Raw genomic sequence first — 19,895 nt, forward strand, 5'->3', positions numbered from 1 at the left:
TTACCGGTGTCAGGCTATCTGGTGTCGTGATGCGCAGGACAAAAAAAAGCCCATCGTGGGAGATGGGCAAAGACTACACACAGCAATTCGTTGTTTCACTCAGGGGATTTCCATGCTTATAAATCAAGGTGTTGATTTATAACCGTGAGCTAATAGTAGGCAGCGGGGCCTTTGCCGTCGATCAGATTCCTCTCAATAGTTAAATTGTTGTGAAGGACCGGGGGAGGAAAGCGAGGTGAAGGGCGCGCGGGGCCAGCGCATTGCCGGCGATCAATAAATTTTTCTTAACAATATGCGGGCAAAGAAACAGGCGGGTCTCCCCGCCTGCCAGGCATTACTTGCGACCGGCCTCCAGCTCACTGAGCTCTTCAAGGACGACGTCAGGGTCTTTCGGCGGCGGCGGCACCTCATGCACCCAGGCGTCATACAGCCGCCAGGAGACGGCCAGCAGCACCGGACCGATAAACAGGCCGATCATGCCGAAGGCGATCAGGCCGCCAATGACGCCGGTGAGGATAAGGATCATTGGCAGGTCGGCGCCCATGCGGATGAGCACCGGACGAATAACGTTGTCCATGGTGCCGACTACGCAGCTCCAGACCAGCAGCACGGTGCCCCAGGTGGTGTCCCCGCTCCAGTAAAGCCAGATAATCGACGGCACCAAAACCAGTAAAGGGCCGAGCTGGACCAGACAGGTAAAGATCATCACCACGGTCAGCAGAGCCGCGTAGGGCACGCCGGAGACGGCAAGGCCAATCCCGCCCAGTACCGCCTGAGTGAGGGCCGTGACCACCACGCCCAGCGCCACGGCGCGCACGGCCTGGCCGGCCAGCAGCACCGCGGCGTCGCCGCGTTTGGCCGCGAGGCGCGTGGCGAAGTAGCGGAAACCGTAGGCCACCTGCTCGCCGCGCCAGTAGAGCAGCGCGCTGAACAGCAGCATCAAACCGCAGTAGACCAGCAGCTTGCCGATGTGCGCCGCCTGACCGACAAACCAGCTGGTGGTGGTGCCAATATAGGGACGAACCTTGGCCATAATCGCCGAGCCGCCCATATCCAGCAGACCGTGCCAGGCGGAGTACAGTTTATCGCCGACCAGCGGTACGCTGTTGAGCCAGGCGAAATCCGGCAGCGTCACATTTCCGCTGCTGATGAGTTTGATCAGCGGAACGCTGTTATCCACCAGGCTGTTGACCAGCAGAGCGATAGGAATAACGAATAGCAGAAACAGCAACAGGGTCATCGCCAGCACCGCCAGCAGTCGTTTGCCGAACAGCACACGCTGCAGACGCAGCAGCACCGGCCAGGTGGCGATCACCACCGTACCGGCCCAGGCGAAGGACAGAATAAACGGCTGCACAACCCACAGGCAGGATATGATAATCAGGGCCAGGAACAGCACCGACAGCAGTATTTGCGGAATGTCCCGAGGCTGATGGGGATTAATCATAGAGAAATTTTACCTTTCCAGTCGCGCCAAACAGCTGGCGCCGCGTAAATCCATATACTGATAATAATATCAATAATTTTGCCGGGCTGATTTTGCACAGAAAACACGTGGGCGCATATGAAAAAAATGTGATAAAAAGTTGAATGCGCTACGCAAACGTTTAGTTAGCACCAACACAATATTTTCAAACACAACATAGTCAGGCAGGGTCAAGCGTGATGATCCCACAAATTTCTCAGGCGCCAGGGGTAGTTCAACTGGTGCTGAATTTTTTACAGGTACTGGAGCAACAGGGTTTTACCGGCGATACCGCCACCAGCTATGCCGACAGGCTAACGATGGCCACCGACAACAGCGTCTATCAGCTGCTGCCGGATGCGGTCATTTTTCCTCGATCCACGGCGGACGTGGCGTTGCTGGCGCGCGTCGCCGCCGAACCGCGTTTTAAATCGCTGATCTTCACACCGCGTGGCGGCGGCACCGGCACTAACGGCCAGGCGCTGAACAGCGGGATTATCGTCGATATGTCCCGCTATATGAACCGCATTATCGAAATCAACCCCGAAGAGGGCTGGGTGCGCGTTGAAGCCGGGGTCATCAAAGATCAGCTGAACCAGTTTCTTAAACCCTATGGTTACTTCTTTGCGCCTGAGCTATCCACCAGCAACCGCGCCACGCTGGGGGGGATGATTAACACCGACGCGTCCGGCCAGGGATCGCTGGTGTACGGCAAAACGTCGGATCACGTGCTCGGCCTGCGGGCGGTGCTGATGGGCGGGGATATCCTCGATACCCAGGCGGTGCCGGTGGCGCTGGCGGAGACGCTGGGCAATACCCCCTCGACGGTTGGCCGGATCTACAACACGGTCTACCAGCGCTGCAAGGCGCAGCGTGACCTGATCATTGATAAGTTTCCCAAACTCAACCGCTTCCTCACCGGATACGATCTGCGTCACGTCTTTAACGATGAGATGAGCGAGTTCGACCTGACCCGTATTTTAACCGGTTCGGAAGGGACGCTGGCGTTTATTACCGAAGCGCGGCTGGATATCACCCGCCTGCCGAAGGTGCGCCGTCTGGTCAACGTCAAATATGACTCCTTCGACTCTGCGCTGCGCAATGCGCCCTTTATGGTCGAAGCGAAAGCCCTGTCGGTGGAGACCGTCGATTCTAAAGTTCTCAATCTGGCGCGCGAGGATATCGTCTGGCACTCGGTAAGCGAACTGATCACCGACGTACCGGATAAAGAGATGCTCGGGCTCAATATCGTCGAATTCGCCGGCGATGACGCGGCGCTGATTGACCAGCAGGTTACTACCCTGTGCCAGCGGCTGGACGAGCTGATGGCCGCCAGCGAGGCGGGCGTCATTGGCTGGCAGGTCTGTCACGATCTTGAAGGCGTGGAGCGCATCTATGCCATGCGCAAGAAGGCCGTCGGCCTGTTGGGTAATGCCAAAGGCGCCGCCAAGCCTATTCCTTTCGCCGAGGACACCTGCGTACCGCCCGAACATCTGGCGGATTACATCGTCGAGTTCCGCGCGCTGCTCGACAGCCACGGCCTGAGCTACGGCATGTTTGGCCACGTTGATGCCGGGGTGCTGCACGTGCGCCCGGCGCTGGACATGTGCGATCCGCAGCAGGAGGTGCTGATGAAGCAGATCTCCGACGAGGTGGTAGCGCTGACGGCGAAGTATGGCGGCCTGCTGTGGGGCGAACATGGCAAAGGGTTCCGCGCGGAGTACAGCCCGGCCTTCTTTGGCGAGACGCTGTATGCCGAGCTGCGCAAGATCAAAGCGGTCTTCGATCCCGATAACCGCCTGAATCCGGGGAAAATCTGTCCTCCGGAAGGTATCGACGCGCCGATGATGAAAGTCGATGCGGCGAAGCGCGGCACCTGGGATCGGCAGATCCCCATCGCGGTGCGCAGCAGCTGGCGTGGGGCGATGGAGTGTAATGGCAACGGGCTGTGCTTCAACTTTGACGTCAAGAGCCCGATGTGTCCGTCGATGAAAGTCAGCAACCAGCGCATCCACTCGCCGAAAGGGCGGGCGACGCTGGTGCGGGAATGGCTGCGCCTGCTGGCCGACCGCGGCGTCGATCCCAACCAGCTGGAGAAGGCGCTGCCGGAGCAGGGCGTCAGCCTGCGCTCGCTGGTGGCGCGCACGCGCAACAGCTGGCATGCGCGCAAAGGCGAATATGACTTCTCGCATGAGGTCAAAGAGGCGATGTCCGGCTGTCTGGCCTGTAAAGCCTGTTCGACCCAGTGCCCGATCAAAATCGATGTTCCCGAGTTCCGCTCGCGCTTCCTGCAGCTGTACCACAGCCGCTATCTGCGGCCGGTGCGCGATCATCTGGTGGCCTCGGTCGAATCTTATGCGCCGCTGATGGCGCAGGCGCCGAAGACCTTTAACTTTTTTATTAACCAGCCTTGGCTGAAAAAGCTGTCGGAGAAGCATATCGGGATGGTCGATCTGCCGCTGCTCTCGGCGCCGTCGCTGAAGCAGCAGATGGCCGGCCACCGTTCCGCCAATATGACCCTTGAGCAGCTCGAAGCGCTGAGCGCCGAGCAGAAAGCGAAGATGGTGCTGGTGGTGCAGGATCCCTTCACCAGCTACTACGACGCCCAGGTGGTGGCCGACTTTATCCGTCTGGTCGAGGCCTTAGGCTATCAGCCGGTGCTCCTGCCGTTCTCGCCGAACGGCAAGGCGCAGCATATCAAAGGCTTCCTCACCCGCTTCGCGCGCACCGCGCAGAAGACGGCGGACTTCCTCAACCGCGTGGCGCAGCTGGGCATGCCGCTGGTGGGCGTCGATCCGGCGCTGGTGCTCTGCTACCGCGATGAGTACAAGCAGACGCTCGGCGACAAGCGCGGCGATTTCCAGGTGCTGTTAGTCCATGAGTGGTTGCCGAAGGCCCTAACCAGCGACGCCCGTCCCGATCTGGGCGGTGAGCCCTGGTACCTGTTCGGTCACTGTACCGAAGTGACCGCGCTACCGGCGGCGACAAAGCAGTGGGCAGATATTTTTGCCCACTTCGGCGCGAAGCTGGAAAACGTCAGCGTTGGGTGTTGCGGGATGGCTGGCACCTATGGTCATGAAGTGAAAAACCACGCCAACTCGTTGGCCATTTACGCGCTCTCCTGGCAGCAGGCGATGCAGCGGCTGCCGCGAAACCGCTGTCTGGTGACGGGCTACTCCTGCCGCAGTCAGGTGAAGCGTATTGAAGGCAGCGGCGTTCGCCACCCGCTGCAGGCGTTACTGGAGATAATCGGATGATTTGGAAACGTCAGGCCACGCTGGAGCAGCTCAACCGGCTCGGTGAGGGGAACATGGTAGGGCTGCTCGATATTCGCTTTGAGACCGTTACCGACGATACGCTGGAGGCCACTATGCCGGTCGATAGCCGCACACAGCAGCCGTTTGGCCTGCTGCACGGCGGAGCGTCGGTGGTGCTGGCGGAGACCCTGGGGTCGGTGGCAGGCTATCTGTGCAGCGAAGGCGAACAAAAGGTGGTGGGGCTGGAGGTTAACGCCAACCACATCCGTTCGGCGCGCGGGGGCCGGGTGCGCGGCGTCTGCAAAGCGCTGCACGTCGGGACGCGCCATCAGGTCTGGCAAATTGAAATCTTCGACGAACAGTCGCGGTTATGTTGTTCATCACGACTAACCACCGCGGTAATATAAGCCGCATGGCGGGAGGCGAATAGCCTCCCTTTTTTTAAGGTAATAAGCGAGAGCCGGCCTGCCAGAGCCAGAGATGTTGTCACAAGATCAGCCGGGCGTCGGCAGGGAATTATCTAATATTTATATTATTACCGATCCACTCTCGTTATTTATGCTACTCTTTTCAATACTAAATGCTTAAAGGTAACAAGAGGACGGTTAACCATGGGTATTCTTTCCTGGATCATTTTTGGACTTATTGCCGGTATTTTAGCCAAGTGGATTATGCCGGGAAAAGATGGCGGCGGATTTATCGTGACCGTTATTTTGGGGATCATCGGCGCCGTGGTCGGCGGCTGGATCAGTACCCTGTTTGGTTTTGGCAAGGTCGATGGGTTTAATTTCGGCAGCTTCGTGGTAGCGGTTATCGGTGCGCTGGTGGTACTGTTTATCTACCGGAAAGTGCGTAGCTAATTTTCAGCTGCTCAGCTGTAAATAAGTACATAAAAGCTGCCGCGATATGCGGCAGCTTTTTTATTGCTGACAGATGACAGCGTAGATATCCCCTGGGCTATTGTCTGTCGGTTCCCTCGCCAACCGGCACCACCTCAACGTGCACTTCGTAGTGTTTCGCCTGGCCGGCGGGGATCAGCGCGGTCAGTTTGTTAATGGTTTCCGCTGGCGTATCGGTTGCTACCGTGGCTGAAAACAGCACCGGTCTGTGCGGCGGAAGCTGCGGCGGGAACGGCGGCAGGGGGCCACGATCCCTCTCCATCGGCGGGCGGACTCCGTTATCGACGACAGGCGCCGGGACGTCGGTTTTATCAGCCGCAAAGGCGCTGGCGGCGGTAACGGTGGCGATAGCGAACAGGGCAAGCAGAGCTTTTTTCATCCGGGATTCCTCAATAAGCAAGTCCCAAAAGAGTAGAGGGTGCCGGCAGGCGGAACAATCCCAGGCGGCGCGAATCCTCTGAATCTTCTTTTTTCCTCGCGAATGTGGAGGTCAGATGAGAGCGAGTGTCATTGCGTTCGGGAGCCTCTTAATTCAGCAGTACGCTCATAATCAGCAGTACGGCCATGCACATCGACATAATACTGATATCAACAATCATTCTGTACGACAAAAGCTCCAGCTAAACGGGTACGGCGGGCAGGTAAAAGCCCATCTTATAGTGGTTAAAGAGTGTACCCTGCCGACATCCATTGAACAAACGTTTATTGACTAATATTGTCGGCCTGCGTCGGCCATCGGCCACCGCCTGGAGCAACATGAGGATGGCTCATGTTGCATTGAATTTAAGTCGCTTTCCCTCCAGCGCTGACTCTGGCAAAAATAGGTTCATTAACGAATCAACAACATTTACCGGTTGAAGCGCGCCCGGCCTGACTCCGCGTCGCCAGGCTGGTGGAGAGTATTCCGCCGGGTTCGCTTTATGCCCGCCATCAGGATGGACAATCGCCATGAATAATAAATTTACCTATACGATTAAGCGCACCCGGTTTGATGAAAACTATAACCCTGCGGAAAATACGCGTATTACCACCAACTTCGCTAATTTAGCCAGAGGGGTGAACCGTGAGGAAAATCTGCGCAATACGTTAATCATGATGAATAACCGTTTTAATAGCCTGGCCCACTGGGATAATCCCCATAACGATCGCTATGCGGTGGAACTGGATATTATTTCTGTCGAGATGAATATTGCTCAGGATAGCGCCAGCTTCCCGGTGATTGAGATCCTGCAAACGCATATTGTCGATAAAAAGAGCGGGGAGCGTCATGCCGGTATCGTCGGCAATAACTTCTCCTCCTATGTGCGGGATTACGATTTTAGCGTACTGCTTCTGGAACATAATAAGGACCAGAGTCGCTTCAGCGTACCGGAAAACTTTGGCGAGTTGCACGGCAATATCTTTAAGGATTTTGTGCAATCCAGCGCCTGGCGCGCCAACTTCAGCAAGGCGCCGGTGATTTGCCTGAGCGTCTCCAGTAAAGATGTTTACCATCGCACCGGTAACGAACATCCGGTCCTCGGCATTGAATATGCTCAGGAAGGCGTCTCGCTGACCGAGCGCTATTTCAGCAAAATGGGGCTGCAGGTACGCTATTTTATGCCAAAAAACAGCGTCGCGCCGTTGGCCTTTTATTTTACCGGCGATCTGCTCAGCGATTACACCAGCCTGGAACTGATCGCCACCATCAGCACGATGGAGACGTTTCAGAAAATATATCGCCCGGAGATCTACAATGCCAACTCCCCGGCGGGGCAATACTATCAGCCCAATCTCAGCCACCTGGATCATTCATTAACAAAAATCGTCTATGACCGGGAAGAGCGCAGCCTGTTGGCGATTGAGCAGGGGAAATTTACACAACAACATTTTATCAACCCGCACAAGACGTTGCTTGAGCAATGGTCTGCTAATTTCGCGCTTTGCTAAACCCATATAAAAGGCTAATGACTATGAAAACATGGCTTCCGACATCGACCGCCGGCAGTTTACCGAAACCTTCCTGGCTGGCGCAGCCAGAGACCCTGTGGTCGCCCTGGAAACTGTCCAGCGAAGAATTACTGGCCGGCAAGCGCGACGCCTTGCGGTTATCCCTCGACGACCAGCTGCGGGCCGGGATCGATATTGTCAGCGACGGCGAGCAAACGCGGCAGCACTTTGTCACCACCTTCATCGAGCACCTCAGCGGGGTGGATTTTGCCAAACGCGAGATCGTGAAAATTCGTAACCGCTATGAGGCCAGTGTTCCAACGGTGGTGGGCGCCGTGGAGCGCCAGAAACCGGTCTTCGTGGAGGACGCTCGCTATCTGCGGCAGCTCACCAGTCAGCCGATCAAATGGGCGCTTCCGGGCCCGATGACCATGATCGACACGCTGTATGACAACCACTATAAAAGCCGGGAAAAGCTGGCCTGGGAATTTGCTAAAATCCTCAATCAGGAAGCGAAAGAGTTAGAGGCTGCGGGGGTTGATATTATTCAGTTCGATGAGCCGGCCTTTAACGTCTTCTTCGATGAGGTCAACGACTGGGGGATCGCCGCCTTAGAACGAGCCACCGAAGGGCTGAAGTGTGAGACAGCGGTGCATATCTGCTACGGCTATGGCATCAAGGCCAATACCGACTGGAAAAAGACGCTGGGCTCCGAGTGGCGACAGTATGAAGAGGCTTTCCCGCAGCTGCAGAAATCGTCCCTTGATATTATCTCTCTCGAGTGCCACAACTCGCGCGTGCCGATGGATCTGCTGGAGTTGATCCGCGGTAAAAAGGTGATGGTCGGGGCGATCGATGTCGCCAGCCATGCGATCGAAACCCCGGAAGAGGTGGCTGGAACCCTGCGCAAGGCGCTGGCGTTCGTCGATGCCGACAAACTCTACCCGTCCACCAACTGCGGTATGGCGCCGCTGCCGCGCCATGTCGCGACCGGCAAACTGCACGCCCTGAGCGCCGGCGCCGAGATTATTCGTCGCGAGCTGGCGGCAAAGTAAGGCGGGGCGCGCCCGTTATCTTCCCCAGGCGGTGTACTTTATCGTCGGTTCACTTCCAGAGCGGGCTGTCGCCCGCTCTGAGTCATGTTGCCGCCAGCGGGCGACAGATTGCCCGCAGGGCGACGGCGCTGCACAGCGGAAACAGCGCCAGCAGAAGCCAGGGATAAACCGCCTGCGGCGAGGGAATGAGCGCCTGGTCAAGCAAATGACCGAGCAGTAAATTCCCGGCTAACACCGCGCACCCTCCTGCGGTGGCGAGCGCTCCGTAGTGGGCGCCCAGCGTCGACTCCTCGGCGAACAGCGGGATCAGATCCTTGGCTGCGGGCACTAACAGCATCTGGCCGAGGGTGAGCAGCGTGACAAAACCAGCCGCCGGCATTAACCGCAGCCAACCTTCGGCGGGTGGGGCGGCGGCGAATAACGCCACGCTGGCAAAGGAAGCCGACAGCAGCAGAAAGCCCACCGGCAGGATGCGCACGGCGCCCATTCGCCGGGCGAAGCGGGCGAGAGGGAGCTGGAGGGTGATAATCAACAGCGAGGCCAGCATAAAGAGCGGCGCCAGATCCTGCTCGCGGCCGCCGGAACGTTGGATCTCCACCGGCAGGGCGAGGTACAGTTGGTTGTAGCTCAACAGCCATGAGCTGTAGGCGAGAATAAACGCGACAAAGCGCGGCTGGCGCAAAGGCGTCCACCATGGGACTCGTCTGCGCGTTGTTGTCGTGTGCCCGTCGGCGGGCAGACAGAAAAAGAGCACCGCCAGCGCCAGAAGAAATATTCCCGCCCCGGCGAGGGCGATATGCCGAAAGCCGATCCCGCTCAGCACGCCTCCGGCCACCGGGCCGATCACCGCTCCCAGTTCACCGCATACCGCAAACAGCGCAAACCACTCGGCGCGACTGCGTTTCCCGTTGGCCTGGCTGAGGGTGCCGGCCCGCGCCAGCAGGGCCTCTATCGACGGGGAGAACAGGGCGCCGCCGACGCCGGTCAGGCAGGCGCCGAGGATAATGGGCCACAGCGACGCCCCGCACGCCAGCAGGAGAAAACCGGCGACGCGAACGACGCAGCCGGCGAGAATGATCGTCTTAGCGCCATAGCGGTCGGCCAGCGTCCCGCCGAGGATAAACATGCCCTGTTGGGAGAAGGTACGCAGCCCGAGGATCAGGCCGATAAGTCCGCCTGAGAGCAGCATGTCGTCGCGCAGGAAGAGGGCGAGGAAAGGAACGACCGCGTAAAAGCCAATATTAAAAACGAACTGGCTTCCCAGTAACACCGGAGGCCAGAGGGTTGCCGCAGGGCGCAGGGAGAAAAGAGGCATATCCGCCCAACCTAAACGATGAAATGAATGTGCTTTTTGCCGTGGTAAGGGGAGATCTCGATTTTGGTTTTCACCCGGAAAACGTCCCACAGCAGCCCTTCGGACAAAATCTCCTCCGGCGTCCCGCTGGCGAGGATCTGCCCCTGCTGCATCACGATCAGCGAATCGCAGAACATCGCGGCATGGTTAAGATCGTGAATGGCCACAATGCTGGTTACCGGCAGCTCGCTGATCAACTGCATTAACTGCATCTGATGGTGTATATCCAGATGGTTGGTCGGCTCATCCAGCAGGATTTCGCTCGGGCTCTGCGCCAGCGCGCGGGCGATATGCACCCGCTGCCGCTCGCCGCCGGAGAGGCTTAACCATCCCTGTTCGCTTTTCTCCAGCATCGCTACCCGCTGCAGCGCGGCGGCAATCGCCTCGTCATCCTGAGCGCTCCAGTTTGAGAACGGAGAGTGGTGGGGAATGCGTCCCAGGCGCACGACGTCGCGCACCCGCATATTGGCCTCGGTCATGCCGTGTTGCTCGACGAAAGCCACGCGGCGGGCGAGCTGCTTTTTCGCCATCCGGGCGATATCCTGGCCGTCGAGGGTGACGCGACCTGCATCCGGGCGGCGCAGGCCCGCCAGAACGCGCAGCAGCGAGGATTTGCCGCAGCCGTTGGGCCCCAGCAGTCCGACCGTTTCGCCTCGCGGCACCCGCAGCGAGACATTATTGACGATGACCTTTTTGCCTGCCTTCCAGGTGATATTTTCAGCGCAAATACTCATCACTTATTCCTTGAGCGGTAGATAATCACGGCAAAGAAAGGCACCCCAACCAGGGCGGTTACTACCCCAACGGGCAGACTTTGCGGGGCAATCAGCAGGCGCGACGCAATGTCCGCCAGTACCATCAATATCGCCCCTGCCAGCGCGCTGGCGATCAGCAACGTTCGGTGCAGCGGGCCAAAGAAGAAACGCATCACGTGCGGCACCACCAGGCCAACAAAGCCGATTGAGCCGGCCATGCTGACGATGGTGGCGGTGATCAGCGCCGCAGTGGTGAAGAGGATCAGGCGCACGCGCGGCACAGCAATCCCCAGCGAGGCGGCGGCATCGTCGCCGAAGGTGAACGCGTCCAGCGCCCGGGCATACCACAGGCAGACCGCCAGACCCGCGAGCACCACCACGATGACCAGTTGGAATTCGGGCCAGCGAACGCCGCTGAAGCTGCCCAGCAGCCAGAACAGCACATCGCGCGCCTGCTGCGCGCTGGCGGAGGTGCTGATGGTGTAAGCCGTGATGGCGTTAAATAACTGCGATGCGGCAACGCCCGCAAGAATGGTACGCTCATTGCCGCCGCGCGCGCCGTTAGTCAGCAAGGCGACAAAGGCGAAGGCGGCGAAGGCCCCGGCAAAGGCGCCTGCCGAGAGGGAAATCGCACCGGCGCCAAGGCCCAGCACCACGATCGATACCGCGCCGGTGGAGGCCCCGGCGGAGACGCCGAGGACGTAGGGTTCGGCGAGGGCATTCTTCAGCAAGCTTTGCAGCACGACGCCGCAGATAGCGAGGCCGGCGCCGCAGCAGGCGGCGACCAGCGCGCGGCTGAGGCGGAAATCCCAGATAACGCTCTCGTAGATACGGTTGAGCGGCTCAGCGGTTAAGCCGGTTCTGTTGCTGATAGCATAAAAGACATTCTGCAGCGGGATGGCCAGCTCGCCAACGCTGACGCCCACCGCGATCACCAGCGCCAGCACGATCGCTGCCAGTACACACCAGCCGGTGAGCAGTATGCTGCGGCGCGTCTCAATCGCGGCGACGCTCATCAGTTAAGCCCCATTTTTCTCAGCTGCTCGCCCACCTGTTCCGCGCCGTAAAGCGTGCGGATGGTCGGATTCATCGCCTGACCGTCCATGACCACGATATGGCCTTTTTTCACCGCCTCCAGCTGGCTGACGGCGGGATCGCTTTTGAGGAATTTGATCTTCTCCTCGGCCTTATCCAGCGCCCAGCGGTTACGGTCCAGACTGGCGACCACGATCACATCCGGGTTGGCGGCAATGATGCTCTCCCAGCTCACCGTGGGCCACTCGGTCTCGGAGGTTATCGCATTATGACCGCCCAGCACGCTGGCGATAAAGCCGGAGGCGCTGTTTTTACCGCCGACATAGGCATCGGCCGAAGGCGAGGCGCTGGAGAACCAGAAGACGAAGGAGAGATCTTTTTTGTTTTTACCAAATTCGTGGCGCAGATCGGCTTCACGTTTTTTGAAATCGGCAATCAGCGCCTGACCACGATCTTCGACGTTGAAAATGCGGGAAAAATCGCTAATTTCCTGATACAGCCAGGTCATATCCCACAGCTTTTGCCGGCTGCCGTACATATCGCCGGTGGCCTTTTTGGTGGCGCACATCCCCGGAGAGACGTAGCTGTTTACGCCGACGGTGGCGAGATCTTCACGCCTGGCGACTTTGCTTTCCGGCCCCAGCAGCAGAGGCAACTGGGCGGGAACGAAATCAGGATTTTGCGCCAGCACCGATTCCAGGCTCGGAATTTCCACCGTCAAGGTTTTAATCTTCGCGTTTTGCTCAGCCAGCTGCGGTAAAACGCTGGTCGGCCAGAAGGCGCTGGCGACCACCTGCTTTTGCAGCCCGAGCAGCAGCAGAATTTCGACCGTATTTTGCCCCAGCGCGACCACGCGCTCCGGCGGCCGGGTGAAGGTCTCCTGATAGCCGCAGTTTTCAATCGTCAGGGGGTAGGTTGTTGCCAGCGCGGAACTGACGGCGGTGAACATCAAGCCTAACGCGCAAAGGACCTTCTTCATTAAACGCTATCCTTGTAAACAGGCGAGTGGATGACCAGCAAATGGGAGTAATGCAAATGAAACTCATTATTGGGGCGGGGTTTTATACAATGCCATATTTACAGTGTCAATGAGTGACTATTTCCGCAGGCAATGAAATGCCCGCGCGATGGGCGGGTCAGCTCGCCAGTGGGCCACGAATATACGCCTGCAACCCCTGGGCGAGAAAATCAAATACCCGATTACAGGCAGGGCTGTGGCGCAGATCCTCATGCATTACCAGCCAGGTATCAAGATACAGAGAAAAGTCGGCCGCCAGCACTCGCTGCAGGGGAATGATGCCATCCGCAAGAGGCGCCTGGCAGATGCCGATCCCCGCTCCGGCGCGGATCAGGCTCAACTGGGCGAGGTCGCTATCGGTCCGCATCGCGAAGGCCTCGCGCTGAAAGCGGGGGTAAGCCTGCAGCGCCCGGCGCACGAGAGGGGTGGCGCTATCAAAACCAATTAGCGCGTGGCTGGCCAGATCGTCGAGGGTCGCGGGCAGGCCCTGGCGCGTCAGGTAGGCGGCGGTGGCATGTAACCCAAGCTCGATCCTGCCGAGACGGCGGGCGATAAGCTGCTCCTGCTGCGGGGTGACCATCCGCACCGCAATATCCGCCTCCCGGTGAAGCAGATCCTGAAACCGATTGGAGAGCATCAGTTCGATGACGATATTCGGGCACGCCTGCCTGAGCCGGGCAACCAGCGGCGGCAGCACCTCGGCGCCGACCACCTCGCTGGCGGCCACCCGCACCACGCCACGCAGCTCGGCTCTGTCGCGACTGAAGTTAGCCGCGGTGCGTTCCAGCGCCCGGGCGGTATTGTCCATCGCCTCGGCGTGCACCCGCAGCGCCAGCGCCGCGTCGGTCGCCAGCAGGCCGGTTTGCGAGCGGGTAAATAAGGCCTGGCCGAGGGCGGTTTCCAGCCCGGCAATATGGCGCCCCGCCGTCGGCTGAGTGATGTTCAGGGTACGCGATGCGCCCGATAAAGAGCCTTCCTGCAGGACGGCGAGAAAGGTTCGGTACCACTCCCAGGGAATAGAGGTATTCATACAAATATGTATAGCCGCTCGACGATGGTATGCAATTTCATTTGATATGAGCCACAGGTAGGCTGTCAAGCATCCATTAGCGAACGGGGAAAGAGGATGAACAGCAGCGGCAAGGTACTTATTCTGGGAGCAAGCGGGGGCATCGGTGGGGAAGTGGCGCGCCGGCTGGTGGCAGACAACTGGCAGGTTCGGGCGCTGAAGCGCGGCGCCCAGATACGTGATCCCGAAGATGGCATACAGTGGATAGCCGGCGACGCGCTGGATGGCGGCCAGGTCGCGGCGGCGGCTGCCGGTTGCGACGTCATCGTCCATGCGGTGAATCCGCCGGGCTACCGGCACTGGCGGCAACAAGTACTGCCTATGCTGCGCAACACCCTGCAGGCTGCCGAACGGCAGCGGGCGCTTGTAGTCCTGCCCGGCACGGTCTACAACTATGGACCGGATGCCTTTCCGCTGATTGCTGAAGAGGCCGCACAACAGCCGGTGACCCGCAAAGGCGCCATCCGGGCGGCGATGGAGCTGGCGCTGAAGGATTACGTGCAGCGCGGCGGCCGGGCGTTGATTGTTCGGGCGGGCGATTTTTTTGGTCCACGCGCCGGAAATAACTGGTTTTCGCAGGGGCTGGTCAAGCCTGGTCAGCTTCCCCGCATCATTAGCTACCCGGGGGCGATCGGCGTGGGGCATCAGTGGGCCTGGTTGCCCGACGTCGCCGCCACCATCGCCGCGCTGCTGGCCCGCAGGCGCGAGCTTGAGCCGTTCGCCCGCTTTCATATGCAGGGCCACTGGGACCCGGACGGCAGCGAAATGAGTCAGGCGATCCAGCGGGTGGTCGCCCGCTATGGCGGCAGGGCGGTAGTGAAGTCCTTTCCCTGGTGGCTGGTGAAGCTGGCGGCGCCCTTCAACGCCACCCTGCGCGAAATGGTCGAGATGCACTATCTCTGGCGTCTGCCGGTACGCCTGCGCAACGATAAACTGGTTGATTTTTTAGGCGCGGAACCGCATACCCCGCTCGACAGCGCGGTGTATCAGACGCTGCAAGGCCTGGGTTGTCTGCCCGCCGGCGCGATAAACCAAGAGGCGGGTGAGGCGTAACGCGGCAAGAGGATCACAGAGCGGGGCGTTATTGTGACCAAATCATAATAACGTCACTCGTTGTCAAACGATAGCGATCGCATTAAGCTAAACGGATGACGAAAAATACCCCCACCCCTGCAAGCCGTGGTCCCCATGACCACAGCGTTCGGGACCAGATTCTTGACGCGGCCATGGCGCACTTTAGTCGCTATGGCTATGAGAAAACGACGGTCACCGATCTCGCCAAAGCGATAGGCTTTTCCAAAGCCTATATCTATAAATTCTTTGACTCCAAGCAGGCGATTGGCGAGGCGATTTGCGCCAGCCGGCTGGAGAAGATCATGGTGGCCGTCAGCGAGGCCATCGCCGATGCGCCGTCCGCCAGCGAGAAACTGCGCCGCCTGTTCCGGGCGCTGACCGAGGCCGGCATTGAACTGTTTTTCGAGGATCGCAAACTGTACGACATCGCCGCCGTCGCGGCGCGCGATAAATGGCCTTCAACGGAACAGTATGCCGGTCATCTGCAGCAGCTGATTGGTCAAATCCTTGTCGAAGGCCGCCAGGCGGGTGAGTTCGAGCGCAAAACCCCGCTGGATGAAGCGACCCTGGCGGTGTATATGGTGATGTGTCCTTTCATCAACCCGGTGCAGTTGCAATACAATCTCGACACCGCGCCCACCGCGGCGGTGCTGCTTGCCTCCCTGATCCTGAGAAGTCTCTCCCCCTGATTAGTGACCATTGACTTTATTGGTCACTAGTCTGAGAATGCGGTCACCATCCGGTCTTTTCATTAAGGTGACCCATGCTCAGGCTAAACGCCGTCCATCTTGCCGTCTGCCTCCTGCCGCTGGCCCTCGCGGGCTGCGGCGAACCTGCCGATCATGACGACCCCCGCATCCGGCCGCCGCTGGTCCGGGTGGCGACCGTCGAGCGCGCGGAGGCCGGCTCGCGGGCCTTTACCGGCGTGATAGTGGCCCGAACCCAAAGCGACCTCGGTTTCAGGGGGGCGGGAAAAGTGCTTGAACGGCGGGTGGAAACCGGGCAGAGCGTCAAGCGCGGTCAGCTGCTGCTGCGCCTGGATCCGGCTGATCTAGCCTTGCAGGCGCAGTCCCAACAGCGGGCCGTAGATGCCGCGCGGGCGCGAGCCAAAAAGGCGGCCAACGATCTGGCCCGCTATCGCGGCCTGGTGGCGAGCGGCGCCATCTCTGCCGCGGAATTCGACCAGATTAACGCGGCAGCAGAGGCGGCGAGAGCCGACCTCAGCGCGGCCCAGGCGCAGGCCAATGTGGCGCAAAACGCCACCGGCTATGCCGGACTGCTGGCGGATGCTGACGGCGTGGTAGTGGAAACCCTCGCTGAGCCGGGGCAGGTGGTCAGCGCCGGGCAGGTGGTGATCCGCCTGGCGCGGGCGGGGCAGCGCGAAGCGCGGGTGCAACTGCCGGAGACGCTGCGCCCGGCGGTCGGCAGCGAGGCGCTGGCGACACGCTATGGCAGCGAATCTCAGCCGGTCACGGCGACCCTGCGCCTGCTTTCGGACGCGGCTGACGCCACCACCCGCACCTTTGAAGCGCGCTATGTACTGAACGGCGCGCTGGCGAATGCCCCGCTGGGGTCTACCGTGACCCTGCGCATCGGCAACGACCAGGCACCAGGCCAGGTGCTGGCGGTGCCCCTGGCGTCGGTCTACGATCCGGGTAACGGCCCTGGCGTCTGGCGCATTGCCTCTCGTCCGGCCACCGTCTCCTGGCAACCGGTAACTGTGCTCGGCCTGGATGATGAAACCGCGCGGGTGACCGGCCCGCTGAAGCCCGGCGAGCCGATCGTCGCCCTGGGCGCCCATCTTCTGCACCAGGGCGAGGCGGTGCGTCTGGCGGAACGACGCGGGCATAATGCCGCCGGGAGCCAGCCATGAGCGCCGGGCGTTTTAATCTCTCCGCGCTGGCCGTCCGCGAGCGGTCGGTGACTCTGTTTTTGATTATCCTTATCTCCGTCGCCGGGCTGGTGGCGTTCTTCGGACTCGGGAGAGCGGAAGATCCGCCCTTTACGGTCAAGCAAATGACGGTCATTACCGTCTGGCCCGGCGCCACCGCGCAGGAGATGCAGGATCAGGTCGCCGAGCCGCTGGAAAAACGGCTCCAGGAGTTAAAGTGGTACGATCGCACGGAGACCTATACCCGCCCTGGCATGGCGTTGATCACCCTGTCGCTGCAGGATCAGACCCCGCCTTCCGAGGTGCCGGAGCAGTTTTATCAGGCGCGCAAAAAGCTCGGCGACGAGGCGAAAAATCTGCCTGCCGGCGTCTCCGGCCCGATGATGAATGACGAATTCGCCGACGTCACCTTTGCGATCTTTGCCCTGAAGGCGCGGGGAGAGCCGCCGCGGCAGCTGGTGCGTGACGCCGAAGCCCTGCGCCAGCAGCTGCTGCATGTACCCGGGGTGAAAAAAGTGAATATCCTCGGCGAACAGGCGGAGCGCATTTATCTCTCGTTTTCTCATGACCGTCTCGCCACCCTGGGTCTCTCGCCGGAGGCGATTTTTGCCGCGCTGAACAGCCAGAATGTACTGACCGCCGCCGGGGCTATCGAGACCCGGGGCGGGCAGATCTTTATCCGCCTCGATGGGGCGTTTGACCGCCTGCAGCAGATCCGCGACACGCCGATTATTGCCGGGGGCAGAACGCTGAAACTGGCCGATGTCGCCACGGTTGAGCGGGGGTACGAAGATCCCGCCACCTTCCTGATACGCAATCAGGGCGAACCGGCGCTGCTGCTGGGCGTGGTGATGCGCGAGGGCTGGAATGGTCTGGCGCTGGGGAAAGCGCTGGACGCCGAAACGACCAGCATCAATCAGAGCCTGCCGCTCGGCATGTCGTTGACCAAAGTGACCGATCAGTCGGTGAATATCAGCGCCGCGGTCGATGAGTTCATGATCAAATTCTTTGTCGCCCTGCTGGTGGTGATGGCGGTGTGCTTTGTCAGCATGGGGTGGCGCGTGGGCGTGGTGGTCGCGGCGGCGGTGCCTTTAACCCTCGCCGTGGTGTTTGTGGTGATGGCGGCGACCGGCAAAAACTTCGACCGCATCACTCTCGGCTCGCTGATCCTCGCCCTGGGGCTGCTGGTGGATGATGCCATCATTGCCATCGAAATGATGGTGGTCAAAATGGAGGAGGGGTACGACCGCCTCAAAGCCTCGGCCTATGCCTGGAGCCATACCGCGGCGCCTATGCTGGCCGGTACCCTGGTGACGGCCGTGGGCTTTATGCCTAATGGATTTGCGCAGTCCACCGCCGGGGAGTACGCCAGCAATGTGTTCTGGATCGTCGGTATCGCGCTGATTGCCTCCTGGATTGTGGCGGTGATTTTTACCCCCTGGCTGGGGGTGCACCTGTTGCCGAACAGAAAGCCCGCGGCGGCCGGCCACGCCGCGCTGTATGACACCCCGCGCTATCAGCGCTTCCGTCGGCTGCTGACCCGGGTTATTGCTCACAAATGGCGCGTGGCCGCCGGGGTGGTGGCGCTGTTTATCGTGGCGATCCTGGGCATGAGCGTGGTGAAAAAGCAGTTTTTCCCCACCTCCGATCGTCCGGAAGTGCTGGTTGAAGTGCAGCTGCCTTACGGGTCGTCGATTAGCCAGACCAGCGCCGCGGCGGCGAAAATTGAGCACTGGCTGCACCTGCAGCCGGAGGCGAAGATTGTCACCAGCTATATCGGCCAGGGCGCGCCGCGCTTTTACCTGGCGATGGCTCCGGAATTGCCCGATCCCTCCTTCGCCAAACTGGTGGTGTTGACCGACGGGCAGGGTGCCCGCGAGGCGCTCAAGCGGCGGCTGCGGGAGGCGGTGGCCAATGGCCTGGCGCCGGAGGCGCGGGTGCGCGTCACTCAGCTGGTGTTTGGCCCTTATTCGCCTTATCCGGTCGCCTGGCGGGTGATGGGGCCCGATCCGCACGCTCTGCTCGACATCGCCGAGCGGGTTAAATCGGTGCTGCAGGCCAGTCCGCTGATGCGCACCGTCAATACCGACTGGGGTTCGCGGGTACCGGTGATGCATTTCAGCCTCAATCAGGACCGGCTGCAGGCGAGCGGACTCAGCTCCCAGTCCGTCGCCCAGCAGCTGCAGTTCCTGCTGTCAGGGATCCCGATCACCACCGTCCGGGAAGATATTCGCGCCGTGCAGGTGATCGGCCGCGCGGCGGGCGACATCCGTCTGGATCCGGCGAAAATCGCCGACTTCACCCTGGTGGGCAGCGGCGGGCAGCGGGTTCCCTTGTCACAGATTGGCGACGTGTCGATCAGGATGGAGGACCCGCTGCTTCGCCGTCGCGACCGCACGCCGACCATCACCGTCCGCGGAGATGTTGCGGAGAACCTGCAGCCGCCGGATGTCTCCACCGCGCTGATGAAGCCGCTGCAGCCCATTATCGACTCGCTGCCGCCTGGCTATCGCATCGAGACGGCGGGGTCGATTGAGGAATCCGGCAAGGCCACCCGGGCGATGGTGCCGTTATTTCCGATAATGATCGCCCTCACGCTGCTGATCATTATCCTGCAGGTGCGTTCGCTGTCGGCGATGGTCATGGTTTTCCTGACCGCGCCGCTGGGGCTGATTGGCGTGGTCCCGACGCTGCTGCTGTTCAATCAGCCGTTTGGCATCAATGCCCTGGTGGGCCTGATCGCCCTGTCGGGGATCCTGATGCGCAATACGCTGATCCTGATTGGCCAAATCCATCATAACCAACAGGCGGGGCTCGATCCGTTCCACGCGGTGGTGGAGGCGACGGTGCAGCGCGCCCGCCCGGTTCTGCTGACCGCGCTGGCGGCGATCCTGGCGTTCATTCCGCTCACTCATTCGGTCTTCTGGGGAACGCTCGCCTATACGCTGATTGGCGGGACGCTGGGGGGAACCATCATGACCCTTATCTTCCTGCCGGCCATGTACGCGATCTGGTTCCGCATCCGTCCGGAGAACACGGTACAACAGACAGAGTTGCACCTTCAGAGGTAATTCCACTTTGCCGGACCTGGGCG

Annotated in this window: 16 protein-coding genes and 1 other RNA gene; 9 read left to right on the forward strand and 8 right to left on the reverse strand. The window is 60.3% G+C overall.

The window, feature by feature from the left end:
- Positions 1-38: 38 nt before the first annotated feature.
- An RNA gene (gene rprA / locus KHQ23_RS18500) (antisense sRNA RprA) lies at positions 39-146 on the reverse strand.
- A gap of 188 nt (positions 147-334) precedes the next feature.
- A complete protein-coding gene (gene ydiK, locus KHQ23_RS18505) occupies positions 335-1,447 on the reverse strand; it encodes an AI-2E family transporter YdiK (RefSeq protein ID WP_004148729.1) in 1,113 nt (370 codons plus the stop codon).
- A 218-nt stretch (positions 1,448-1,665) separates the two neighbouring features.
- Between ydiK and KHQ23_RS18510 the strand changes: the two genes are divergently transcribed.
- The 3 genes from KHQ23_RS18510 (at position 1,666) to KHQ23_RS18520 (ending at position 5,582) form a co-directional block, all read left to right on the forward strand.
- A complete protein-coding gene (locus KHQ23_RS18510) occupies positions 1,666-4,722 on the forward strand; it encodes an FAD-binding and (Fe-S)-binding domain-containing protein (protein ID WP_023278899.1) in 3,057 nt (1,018 codons plus the stop codon).
- Positions 4,719-5,129: a 1,4-dihydroxy-2-naphthoyl-CoA hydrolase gene (gene menI, locus KHQ23_RS18515; protein ID WP_002909015.1), complete on the forward strand. Its 411-nt coding sequence runs from the start codon at positions 4,719-4,721 to the stop codon at positions 5,127-5,129. The genes KHQ23_RS18510 and menI overlap by 4 nt, the downstream gene beginning before the upstream one ends.
- 204 nt (positions 5,130-5,333) lie before the next feature.
- Complete coding sequence (locus KHQ23_RS18520) at positions 5,334-5,582, forward strand: GlsB/YeaQ/YmgE family stress response membrane protein (protein ID WP_002909014.1); 249 nt, start codon at positions 5,334-5,336, stop codon at positions 5,580-5,582.
- Positions 5,583-5,679: 97 nt separating this feature from the next.
- Here KHQ23_RS18520 and KHQ23_RS18525 read toward each other — a convergent pair whose 3' ends face one another.
- Positions 5,680-6,000 carry a hypothetical protein gene (locus KHQ23_RS18525; protein ID WP_004184563.1) on the reverse strand — a complete coding sequence of 107 codons (321 nt, stop codon included), beginning with the start codon at positions 5,998-6,000 and terminating at the stop codon, positions 5,680-5,682.
- A gap of 569 nt (positions 6,001-6,569) precedes the next feature.
- On the opposite strand from KHQ23_RS18525, the gene KHQ23_RS18530 reads away from it, so the two are divergent.
- On the forward strand, positions 6,570-7,550 hold the full coding sequence (locus KHQ23_RS18530) for a DUF1852 domain-containing protein (RefSeq protein WP_002909008.1): 981 nt from the start codon (positions 6,570-6,572) through the stop codon (positions 7,548-7,550).
- A gap of 23 nt (positions 7,551-7,573) precedes the next feature.
- Positions 7,574-8,605 carry a methionine synthase gene (locus KHQ23_RS18535; protein ID WP_002909005.1) on the forward strand — a complete coding sequence of 344 codons (1,032 nt, stop codon included), beginning with the start codon at positions 7,574-7,576 and terminating at the stop codon, positions 8,603-8,605.
- A gap of 82 nt (positions 8,606-8,687) precedes the next feature.
- Here KHQ23_RS18535 and KHQ23_RS18540 read toward each other — a convergent pair whose 3' ends face one another.
- The 5 genes from KHQ23_RS18540 to KHQ23_RS18560 all read right to left on the reverse strand — a co-directional run bounded on the left by KHQ23_RS18540 (position 8,688) and on the right by KHQ23_RS18560 (position 13,797).
- Entirely contained in the window at positions 8,688-9,875 is a 1,188-nt protein-coding gene (locus KHQ23_RS18540; RefSeq protein ID WP_073553382.1) for an MFS transporter, read from the reverse strand.
- A 56-nt stretch (positions 9,876-9,931) separates the two neighbouring features.
- Entirely contained in the window at positions 9,932-10,693 is a 762-nt protein-coding gene (locus tag KHQ23_RS18545; protein WP_002909000.1) for an ABC transporter ATP-binding protein, read from the reverse strand.
- Positions 10,693-11,730 carry an iron ABC transporter permease gene (locus KHQ23_RS18550; RefSeq protein ID WP_023285269.1) on the reverse strand — a complete coding sequence of 346 codons (1,038 nt, stop codon included), beginning with the start codon at positions 11,728-11,730 and terminating at the stop codon, positions 10,693-10,695. The genes KHQ23_RS18545 and KHQ23_RS18550 overlap by 1 nt, the downstream gene beginning before the upstream one ends.
- Positions 11,730-12,728, reverse strand: a complete 999-nt coding sequence (locus KHQ23_RS18555) for an ABC transporter substrate-binding protein (protein ID WP_004180366.1) — start codon at positions 12,726-12,728, stop codon at positions 11,730-11,732. The genes KHQ23_RS18550 and KHQ23_RS18555 overlap by 1 nt, the downstream gene beginning before the upstream one ends.
- A 157-nt stretch (positions 12,729-12,885) precedes the next feature.
- Entirely contained in the window at positions 12,886-13,797 is a 912-nt protein-coding gene (locus KHQ23_RS18560; RefSeq protein ID WP_073553366.1) for a LysR family transcriptional regulator, read from the reverse strand.
- 96 nt (positions 13,798-13,893) lie between these two features.
- On the opposite strand from KHQ23_RS18560, the gene KHQ23_RS18565 reads away from it, so the two are divergent.
- The 4 genes from KHQ23_RS18565 to KHQ23_RS18580 all read left to right on the forward strand — a co-directional run bounded on the left by KHQ23_RS18565 (position 13,894) and on the right by KHQ23_RS18580 (position 19,872).
- On the forward strand, positions 13,894-14,889 hold the full coding sequence (locus KHQ23_RS18565; RefSeq protein WP_032434731.1) for an NAD-dependent epimerase/dehydratase family protein: 996 nt from the start codon (positions 13,894-13,896) through the stop codon (positions 14,887-14,889).
- A 95-nt stretch (positions 14,890-14,984) separates the two neighbouring features.
- Positions 14,985-15,599, forward strand: coding sequence for a TetR/AcrR family transcriptional regulator (locus tag KHQ23_RS18570; RefSeq protein ID WP_266097792.1), 615 nt, complete (start codon positions 14,985-14,987; stop codon positions 15,597-15,599).
- Between the two features lie 74 nt (positions 15,600-15,673).
- On the forward strand, positions 15,674-16,783 hold the full coding sequence (locus KHQ23_RS18575) for an efflux RND transporter periplasmic adaptor subunit (protein ID WP_032434729.1): 1,110 nt from the start codon (positions 15,674-15,676) through the stop codon (positions 16,781-16,783).
- On the forward strand, positions 16,780-19,872 hold the full coding sequence (locus KHQ23_RS18580) for an efflux RND transporter permease subunit (RefSeq protein WP_032434728.1): 3,093 nt from the start codon (positions 16,780-16,782) through the stop codon (positions 19,870-19,872). The genes KHQ23_RS18575 and KHQ23_RS18580 overlap by 4 nt, the downstream gene beginning before the upstream one ends.
- The last annotated feature ends 23 nt before the right edge of the window (positions 19,873-19,895 follow it).

Origin of the sequence: Klebsiella sp. 64 (genome assembly GCF_018223915.1) — a bacterium.
In the GTDB taxonomy this organism is placed as follows: Bacteria; Pseudomonadota; Gammaproteobacteria; order Enterobacterales; family Enterobacteriaceae; genus Klebsiella; species Klebsiella pneumoniae.